General features: G+C 69.7%; 9 protein-coding genes and 1 pseudogene. 5 read left to right on the top strand and 5 right to left on the bottom strand.

All coding sequences use genetic code 11. The annotated features are described in order from the left end of the window. A pseudogene (locus V7Q31_RS16080) lies at positions 1–320 on the bottom strand (xanthine dehydrogenase family protein molybdopterin-binding subunit); the annotation flags it as partial. 178 nt (positions 321–498) lie between these two features. On the opposite strand from V7Q31_RS16080, the gene V7Q31_RS16075 reads away from it, so the two are divergent. The 5 genes from V7Q31_RS16075 to V7Q31_RS16055 are packed head-to-tail and all read left to right on the top strand — an operon-like array spanning position 499 to position 4672. Beyond that, positions 499–1269, top strand: coding sequence for an ABC transporter ATP-binding protein (locus tag V7Q31_RS16075; RefSeq protein WP_333834874.1), 771 nt, complete (start codon positions 499–501; stop codon positions 1267–1269). A gap of 3 nt (positions 1270–1272) precedes the next feature. Beyond that, complete coding sequence (locus V7Q31_RS16070) at positions 1273–2265, top strand: ABC transporter substrate-binding protein (protein WP_333834873.1); 993 nt, start codon at positions 1273–1275, stop codon at positions 2263–2265. 13 nt (positions 2266–2278) lie between these two features. Next, positions 2279–3085 carry an ABC transporter permease gene (locus tag V7Q31_RS16065; RefSeq protein WP_333834872.1) on the top strand — a complete coding sequence of 269 codons (807 nt, stop codon included), beginning with the start codon at positions 2279–2281 and terminating at the stop codon, positions 3083–3085. Then, complete coding sequence (locus V7Q31_RS16060) at positions 3078–3854, top strand: ABC transporter permease (protein WP_333834871.1); 777 nt, start codon at positions 3078–3080, stop codon at positions 3852–3854. Before V7Q31_RS16065 ends, V7Q31_RS16060 begins: the two co-directional genes overlap by 8 nt. 5 nt (positions 3855–3859) lie before the next feature. Continuing rightward, the gene (locus V7Q31_RS16055) at positions 3860–4672 is read left to right on the top strand and encodes an alpha/beta fold hydrolase (RefSeq protein ID WP_333834870.1); all 813 of its coding nucleotides are present in this window, start codon (positions 3860–3862) and stop codon (positions 4670–4672) included. 291 nt (positions 4673–4963) lie between these two features. On the opposite strand, the gene V7Q31_RS16050 is transcribed toward V7Q31_RS16055, so the two are convergent. The 4 genes from V7Q31_RS16050 to V7Q31_RS16035 all read right to left on the bottom strand — a co-directional run. Further along, positions 4964–5722 (bottom strand): ABC transporter ATP-binding protein, encoded by a 759-nt coding sequence (locus V7Q31_RS16050; protein WP_333834869.1) that lies wholly within the window; start codon positions 5720–5722, stop codon positions 4964–4966. Continuing rightward, entirely contained in the window at positions 5722–6483 is a 762-nt protein-coding gene (locus V7Q31_RS16045; protein ID WP_333834868.1) for an ABC transporter ATP-binding protein, read from the bottom strand. Before V7Q31_RS16045 ends, V7Q31_RS16050 begins: the two co-directional genes overlap by 1 nt. Then, a complete protein-coding gene (locus tag V7Q31_RS16040) occupies positions 6483–7463 on the bottom strand; it encodes a branched-chain amino acid ABC transporter permease (RefSeq protein ID WP_333834867.1) in 981 nt (326 codons plus the stop codon). Before V7Q31_RS16040 ends, V7Q31_RS16045 begins: the two co-directional genes overlap by 1 nt. Positions 7464–7465: 2 nt before the next feature. Beyond that, on the bottom strand, positions 7466–7883 hold a 418-nt coding region (locus V7Q31_RS16035), incomplete at its 5' end, for a branched-chain amino acid ABC transporter permease (RefSeq protein ID WP_333834866.1).

Below are 7883 nucleotides of genomic sequence, written 5' to 3'. Positions count from 1 at the left end.
CGGGCCAGCGCCGGCCGGCCCGGCGCGAAGGCCGGCGCGCCGCCGGGACGCGCCAGAGGGGCCATCCGCATGGCGAGGCACGGCGCGTCGCCGACGCCGTCGGCGTCGAGGTCCGCGATGGTGTAGACGCCCAGAACCCCCGGGGCCGCGCGGGCGGCGGCCAGGTCCGCGCCGCGGATGCGCGCGGCGGGCGTCTGGGCCGTCAGCAGTTCCAGAACCGCTGCGCCGGCGGGCGCGACGTCGTCGCCGTAACGGCCTTCGCCGCGCAGGAAGCGACCGTCCTCGAACCGCGGGACCGCCGCCCCCACGCCGAACTTCATTCCCGCCCCCAATGCCGCACCGGTCCATCGCAAGAGTCGGGAGCGCCGCCACGTTTGTCGCGAAAACTTCTTGCGCCTCCGCCCGCGAGCCATAAACTTTAAACTTAAAGTGTCTCGATGCAAGGAGCGGTCGGTTGGCGAAGCGCTGGCGACGCGCGACGAAACCCCGGGCGGTCCGGTGAGCGTCCCGGCCATCGCCTTTCGCGAGGTCGGCCTGACGCTGGGCGGCCAGCGGATCTACGACCGTCTCGACTTCGAGGTCGCGCGGGGCGAGTTCGTCTGCCTGCTGGGCCCGTCCGGCTGCGGCAAGTCCACGGCGCTGCGACTGATCGGCGATCTGCTCAAGGGGCACGATGGCGAGGTGACGGTCGAAGGCTGCGCGCCCGCCGAGGCGTGGGAGCGCATCGCCTATGTGTTCCAGAACCCGCGCCTGCTGCCGTGGCGCGACGCGCTCGACAACGCCGCCTTCGGGCTGGAGCTGCGCAACCCCGGACTGTCGCGGGAGCGTCGCCGGGAGATCGCCGCGCGCGAGTTGCGTCGCGTCGGGCTGGGCGCGGACATGGCCAAGGCGCCGGCGATGCTGTCGGGCGGTGAGAAGCAGCGCGTGGCGATCGCCCGCGCGCTGGCGCTCGACCCGCAGATCCTGCTGATGGACGAGCCGTTCTCCGCGCTCGACCCCGACACGCGGCGCCGGCTGCGCGCCCAGATCGTCGAGCTGTGGCGCGAGACCGGATGCACGGTGCTGTTCGTCACCCACGACGTGGACGAGGCGCTGGAGCTGGCCGACCGCATCGTGGTGCTGGCGACGCGGCCGGCGCGGGTGCGCGCCGAGATCGCGCTGCCCCATCCCCGCCCGCGGGCGCTGGAGCAGGACGAGACGCTGCGACGCGAGCGGCGCGCGCTGATGGCGCTGTTCGCGGAGATGGGACGACCCAACGGGGAGGCTTGAGAGATGTTCAGACCCTTCATCGCCGCGGCGCTGGCGCTCGGCGTCGGCGCCGCGCAGCAGGCGGCGGCGCGCGACGTCGTCCGCTTCGCCTATCTGGCCGACCCGTCCCACGAGGCGGTCACGTGGGCGATGCGCACCGGCAGGGTGAGCTCCGAGACGATCGAGGTGGAGGCGGAGGCGCTCGAACTCGGCGCGTTGATCCAGTCCACCGCCGCCCGCACCTACGACGTGGTGCAGACCGCCGCCATGGCGGTGCCGCGGGCGCGTGAGCGCGGCCTCGACCTGCGCATCGTCGGCACGGCGCTGCGCTATCACGCCGAGGGCGAGGGCGCCGACATCTGGGTGCCGGTCGACAGCGACATCCAGACGGCGGAGGACCTGCGCGGCAAGCGTCTGGCGGTCTACTCCATCGGCTCGGCCGGCGTGACGCTGGTGCGCATCGCGCTCGCCAAGGCGCACGGCATGGACGTCGATCTCGACAGTGGCGACATGGAGTTCATCGAGATGCCGCCGCCGGGCATGCCCGCGGCGCTGTTTTCCGGCCGGGTCGATGCGGCGACGCTGATCCACGCCCAGGCCTTCGAGGCCCAGCGCACGGGCACGTTCCGCTCCGTCGCCTCGACCGCCGTGGACAACTACGAAGCCTTCGGTGTGCGCATGGTCTCGGCGGTGCTGGCGGGTTACGGCGACCGTCTGGACGCGGAGCCCGAGAAGCACCGGGAGTTCCTGCGCCTGCTGCGCGCCTCGGTCGATTACGCGCGCGAAAACCCCGACGAGGTGTTCGCCGCCGTAGCTGAGGAGACAGGCGTCGAGCCGGCGTTCTTCGAGCGCTGGTTCGCCGAGTTCAGCGACTTTCCCGTGCTGATGACCGAGGACGACGCGAAGGCGATCGAGATACTCTGGAGCGAGGCGCAGGCGCTCGGCCTGCTCGACAGCCATCCGCCGGTGGCCGAAACGGTCTGGACCGAGACCTTGACCGAAGCCGCCGTCCGTTGAGGCGGCCGCGGTCATGACCGTCGCCGCGCGACCGGCCGCGACGCCGCGGCCGGTCGCGCCGGGGCGGGACTGGCGCGCGCCGGCGGTATCGGCGCTGTTCTGGGCGGGGGCGCTCGCGCTCTGGCACGTCTACGCCCAGACGGTCCCGGCCTATCAGCTGCCGCCGCCGTCGATCGTGTTCGCCCGGATGGCGGATTTCCTGAGCGACCCCCGGCTCCTGAGCCAGCTCGGCGTGTCGCTGGGCCATGTCGGCGCGTCGGTCGCGGCGTCCTTCGTCGTCGGCGCCGCGCTGGCCGCGGCGCCGGCGGCGCTGCCTGCGACGCGGATGCTGGTGGACGACCGTCTCACGCCGTTCCTCAACGCCTTCTCCGGCATCGGCTGGCTGTTCCTCGCCATCCTGTGGTTCGGCGTCAACTCGGCCACGGTGATCTTCGCCGTGACCATGGTGCTGACGCCCTTCGCGATCATCAACCTGCGGACCGGACTGCGCGAACTCGACCGCGAACTGCTGGAGCTGGGCGCCAGCCTCACCCGGAGCAGGCGTCGGCTTGTCGTGGCGCTGGTGCTCCCGATGCTCCTGCCCTACGCCTTCGCGACCCTTCGCACGAGCTTCGGCGTCGCCTGGAAGGTCACGCTGACGGCCGAGTTGTTCGGCGGGGCGGGCGGGGTCGGCTACCTGCTGAACCGGGCCCGGCAGGAGTTCGACACCGAGACGATCTTCGCGGTGATCCTGTTCATCATGCTGTTCGTGGCGTTTGCCGAGCGGTTCGCGTTCCGCCCGGTCCAGCATGCGCTCGACCGGCGGTTCCGCCGTGATTGACGCCGCGCCCCGCCGCGGGTTCGCCGAGCGGGCGGTCGCCGAAGGGGGCGTCGCGCTGCTCGTCGCCGGCTGGGCATGGACTGCGGCCGGCCTGCCGGCCTTCGTCCTGCCGGGGCCGCTGGACGTGGCGCGCGCCATGGGGGCGATGGTCTCCGATCCCCGCCTCGCCGGGCATGTGCTCACCTCCCTCGCGCGCGTCTTGACGGCGGTTGCGGTGGCGCTGGCGCTCGCCGTCGCGCTCGCGGCGGCGATGCGGACGGGCGTGGTGATGCGCACGATCGTCGAGCGCAACCTGCTCGTGGTGCTGAACAGCTTCCCCTCGGTGGGCTGGGCCGTGCTTGGGGTGATCTGGTTCGGCGTCTCCGACGGCACCGTCGTGTTCATCCAGACGATGATCGTGCTGCCCTTCTGCCTGATCGCGGCCATCGAGGGGTTTCGCCAGATCGACCCCGAACTCGACGAACTCGGCCGCAGCCTGACCCGCAACCCGTGGCGGCGCTTCGCGAAGCTGCAGGCGCCGCTGATCGCGCCGTTCCTGATCGCGGGCGCGCGGATCGGCTACGGCATCGCGTGGAAGATCGCGCTGGTCGCCGAGCTGTTCGGCGCCCGAACCGGGCTCGGCGCGCTGCTGCAGCAGGCGCAGTCGCGCGCCGACGCGGCGACGGTCTTCGCCGCCTGCCTCGTCATCGTGGCGCTGTTCGCGATGCTGGACCTGCTGGCGCTGCGTCCGCTCGCCCGCCGCTACTCCTTCAACCGAACCGAGGTATGAGCGCCATGTCGAACCCCGTCGTCGAGACCGTCTTCGTCGGCCCCTCGCCCCGCATCGCGCTGGATGTGGCGGGCGACGGCGATCTGGTGGTGTTCCTGCACGGCATCGGCGGCAACCGCGCCAACTGGCGCGACACGCTGCCCGCCGTCGCGGCGCGCTGGCGCGCCGCGGCGTGGGACGCGCGCGGCTACGGCGACAGCGAGGACTACGACGGCCCTCTAGATTTCCACGCCTTCGCCGACGACCTCGCACGGGTGCTGGACCATTTCGGCGCCGATCGCGCCCACATCGTCGGGCTGTCCATGGGCGGGCGGATCGCGGCGGATTTCCATGGCCGCCACCCAGGCCGCGTGCGCTCGCTGACGCTTTGCGACACCCATCTGGGTTTCGCGCACATGACGCCGGCCGCCCGCGCCGATTTCGTGCGGCTGCGACGCGAGCCGCTGCTGGCCGGCAAGGAGCCGCGCGACATCGCCCCCGCCGTGGCCGACAGCCTGATCGGCGACCGCGCCAACGCGGACGCCTACGCCCAGTTGATGGCCTCGCTGTCGAAGCTGCACAAGGAGAGCTACCTGAAGACGATCGAGGCCTCGGTCGGCATGGACCACGCCGACCTCTATGCAGGCGTCGACAAGCCGACCCTCGTGATCGTCGGCGCGCTCGACCGCCTGACGCCGCCTGCGATGGCGCGGGAGATCGTCGACCGCATCCCCGGCGCGCGGCTCTGCGTCATCGAGGGAGCCGGGCATCTCTCCAACATCGAGCAGCCCGAAGCGTTCAACCGCGCGCTGCTGGACTTTCTCGCCGCCGTCCACTGAGCGGGGATCGGCGCCGCCCGCCGGCCGCGCCCGGAGACGGAGACCGCCCCGCTGTCGGGGTCCCCGGAGTCGCGCTCGAAGTCACCCCTGCGGCTGTCGTCGAGGCCAGAGAGGAGCTTGCGGCCAGTCGGCTCGTCGCGAACCTCCCCGCCGCCCGACCCGGACCCAACCTTGCGCTCAGTCACGCCTGCGGCGACAGCGGTGGCGCGACAGCCGCGACGGTGGGGCTTATCGCGATGGAACGCGACAGCGGCGCAGGAGACGGAGAACTTCGGGCGCGCGGACCGCGCACTATATCCCCAGATAGGCTCGCCTGATCCGATCATCGTGCGCAAGATCGGATGTGGCGCCCTCGAACTCGATCTCTCCGGCATTCATGACATAGGCCCTCTCGGCGCTTTGCAGCGCGAGCGAGACGTTCTGCTCGACGAGCAGGACGCTCACGCCGCTCGCATGGATCTCCTGAAAGCGGCGGTGCATCTCCTCGACCACCATCGGGGCCAGACCGAGGCTTGGCTCGTCCAGGATCAGCAGTCGCGGCTCGAGCATCAGGCCGCGGCCCACGGCGACCATCTGCTGCTCGCCGCCTGACAGCGTTCCGGCGATCTGGTTGCGCCGCTCCTTCAGCCGCGGAAAGAGGTCGAAGATGCGTTCGAGCGTCGCCTTCGGATCGCGGCCTCGCCGCGCATGCGCGCCTGAATAGAGATTTTCCTCCACCGTCATGTCGACGAAGACATGACGCCCCTCCGGCACGTGCGCGATGCCGAGAGCCGGGATCCTGTGCGCAGGCACGGCGGCGAGGTCGGACCCGTCGAAGCTGATGTCGCCCCGCACCTTCGGCATGAGGCCGGAAATCGTGCGCAGCAGCGTGCTCTTGCCGGCCGTGTTCGCGCCGATGACGGCGAGAAACTCCTGCTTGCGCATGACCAGGTTGACATCGCGCAGCACCCAGACCTCGCCATAGGACGCCCAGAGTCCCTGCACCGACAGGAGCGCGTCCGGCAGGGGCGCCGCCGCGGGAGGAGTGAAAGCCGGCCCGACCGTCGCCATCACAAGGCCTCCGTGGTGGCGACGCCCTGATCGTGCGTCTGCGCGTAGGCGCTGCCGAGATAGGCCTCGATCACACGCTTGTTGCGGCCGATCTCGATCGGGGCCCCGTCAGCGATCAGTTCGCCGAAGTTCAGCACCAGCAGGCGCTCGCAGAGCTTCATCACGGCCTTCATGTGGTGCTCGACGACGATGAAGGTGATCCCCTCGTCGCGCAGGCTGCGAACGAGCGCGATCACCTCCTCCATCTCTGCGGGCGTGAGCGCGGCCATGACCTCGTCGAGCAGGAGAAGCTTCGGCTGGGTGCAGAGCGCGCGTGCGACCTCGACGCGCGCCCGCTCGGGAAAGGAAAGCTCTCCCGCCCGCTTGTCGGCGATCCCGCTGAGCCCGACGCGATCGAGCACCTGTCGGGCTCTTTCGCGGGCCCGTGGCAGCGGATCGTGCAGAAGCCCGCCCGTGACGACATTGTCGAGCACGGAGGATTCCATGAACAGCGCGACATTCTGAAAGGTCTTGGTCATGCCGCGCGCGGCGATGCGGTTCGGCTTCAGGCCCTCGAGCCGCTCGCCTTTCAGGCGGATTTCGCCCCGGGTCGGAGGAAACAGACCCACCAGGAGATTGAAGAGCGTGGTCTTGCCAGCGCCATTCGGTCCGATCAGGCCGACGATCTCGCCCCGGGCCACGCTGAAGGATACATCGTTCACCGCGACGAGACCGCCAAAGGCGCGTGTGAGGTTCCTGACCTCGAGGATCGGCCCGTCCATCAGCCCTTCTCCTTTCGCGACAGGCGCGCGCGCAGGTCGGCGCCGAGCGCAATGAGGCCCCGTGGATTGAGCAGGATGACGGCGATAAGGATCACGCCATAGGCGAACTGCGACAGCCCTGCCGCGCTCGCGCCGAAGTAGCTGTTGGCGAGTTCCTCCATCGGGATGATGAACGCCGCCCCGACCCAGGGGCCGAAAACCGTGCCCACGCCGCCGAGAATGGCGATCAGCGCCATCTTCACGGAGATATAGGCGATGCCGAAGATCGTATCCGGGTCGAAGAAGAACTGGAACTGGGCGTAGAGCGTGCCAAGGAACGCCGTCATCGCCGCCGAGACCACACTTGCGATCAGCTTGACCCGGAAGGTGTCGACGCCGATCACTTCAGCGGCTTCCTCGTTCTCCTTGATCGCGCGCAGCCGGTAGCCGATCGCACCGGTCTTGATCCACCAGAAGACGGCGGTGACGATCAGGAGCGCGGCGAGAAAGAAATAGTAGTTCGGCCGCACGGTGGAGAACTGCATCATCCACAGATTGTCCCCGCGGATGAAGGGAACCGAAATGCCGACCGGGCCGCCGGTGAGGCTCGACCAGCTGTTCGCGGAGACGCGCATCACCTCGCCGGCGGCCAGCGTCGCGAGGGCGAAGTAGTGGCCTCGAAGCCGGACCGTGGGGACGCTCAGGAGCAGCGCGAAAACGACGGCAAGGAAGACGCCGACAACGCCGCCGATCCACGGCGAGAGCCCGTGGCTGTGCTGGAGAATGGTCGACGCATAGGCCCCGATACCGAAAAACGCTGCGTGGCCGAGGGAGATGCGGTTGGCGAGGCCGCCCACGATGTTCCAAGCCTGACCGAGCGCCGCGAAAAGGAGCATCAGGCAGAGTATGCGGAGTCCGTAACCCTGCGGGTCGAGCAAGAACGGCGCGACTGTCAGCAGCAGGACGACCGCGCCGAGCAGCATGATATTGCGGGTGCTCATCGTCATGCGCGCCTGCGGGCTGTCAGCCCCTCCGGCTTCAAGGCGAGCACCAGGATGAACACCACGAACAGGACGAGGTTCTGAAGCTGTATCGGAAGAAACAGCGCCGAGAAGGACTGGATCAGGCCGACCATTATGCCGCCGACAACCGCCCCCACCACACTTCCAAGGCCTCCCAGGACCACCGCGGTGAACATCAACACCACAAACTGCGCGCCGACCGTTGGCGAAGCGGTGATGTAGGGGAGGATCACTGCGCCGCCGAAGGCCGTGGTGGCCACACCGATGGCGAAGGCGATCATGTACATGCGGTCGGTGTCGATCCCGACCAGCTTCGCCGCCATCGCGTCTTGCGACGTCGCCCGCATGGCGCGCCCGGCTTTCGAGTGCCGCAGGAAGGCCCAGAGGGCGACGCCCATC

The sequence above is a fragment of the Rubrimonas sp. genome, assembly GCF_036788415.1.
GTDB lineage: Bacteria > Pseudomonadota > Alphaproteobacteria > Rhodobacterales > Rhodobacteraceae > Rubrimonas.
The sequence above is the reverse complement of the archived record's forward strand: the minus strand, read 5'-3'. Positions and strand labels throughout refer to the sequence as shown.

Bases quoted from the DNA above. Each gene is read 5' to 3' on its own strand.
- V7Q31_RS16070 (WP_333834873.1), top strand. From the start codon at position 1,273: ATGTTCAGACCCTTCATCGCCGCGGCGCTGGCGCTCGGCGTCGGCGCC.
- V7Q31_RS16065 (WP_333834872.1), top strand. From the start codon at position 2,279: ATGACCGTCGCCGCGCGACCGGCCGCGACGCCGCGGCCGGTCGCGCCG.
- V7Q31_RS16055 (WP_333834870.1), top strand. From the start codon at position 3,860: ATGTCGAACCCCGTCGTCGAGACCGTCTTCGTCGGCCCCTCGCCCCGC.
- V7Q31_RS16050 (WP_333834869.1), bottom strand. From the start codon at position 5,722: ATGGCGACGGTCGGGCCGGCTTTCACTCCTCCCGCGGCGGCGCCCCTG.
- V7Q31_RS16045 (WP_333834868.1), bottom strand. From the start codon at position 6,483: ATGGACGGGCCGATCCTCGAGGTCAGGAACCTCACACGCGCCTTTGGC.
- V7Q31_RS16040 (WP_333834867.1), bottom strand. From the start codon at position 7,463: ATGAGCACCCGCAATATCATGCTGCTCGGCGCGGTCGTCCTGCTGCTG.